The sequence below is a fragment of the Bacillus sp. SIMBA_031 genome, assembly GCF_046535225.1.
GTDB classification, from domain to species: domain Bacteria; phylum Bacillota; class Bacilli; order Bacillales; family Bacillaceae; genus Bacillus; species Bacillus velezensis.
The window spans coordinates 1-245 of sequence record NZ_JAWRXC010000576.1; the positions used below are offsets into that span (position 1 = coordinate 1).

At 62.9% G+C, this 245-nt stretch carries 1 protein-coding gene; it reads left to right on the forward strand.

Going from position 1 to position 245, the window contains the following annotated elements; genetic code table 11:
- The coding region (locus SB724_RS21430) for a hypothetical protein (RefSeq protein WP_486304065.1) at window positions 1–196 on the forward strand (196 nt) is incomplete at its 5' end.
- Window positions 197–245: the final 49 nt, after the last annotated feature.

Sequence of the window (245 nt, forward strand, 5' to 3'; positions counted from 1 at the left end):
TGACGCCGCCTTCGTTGCGCGGCCGCACACGGCAATGGGCGTCTCGAAAGCAGCTGGCGATGTCATGGCGTTGAGCAACTGCCTGGCGTCGGCGACTGACCTTGCCACTGCCCTGCGGCAGTTTGAGGCTGATCGCATCGCCGTGGGCAGGGACATCGTTGCCTACGGCCGTCAGCTTGGCGCGTCAGCGATTTGAGCCTGTTCGACCGTCCTCCCATATTCACAGGACGACATTTTCGATCCGC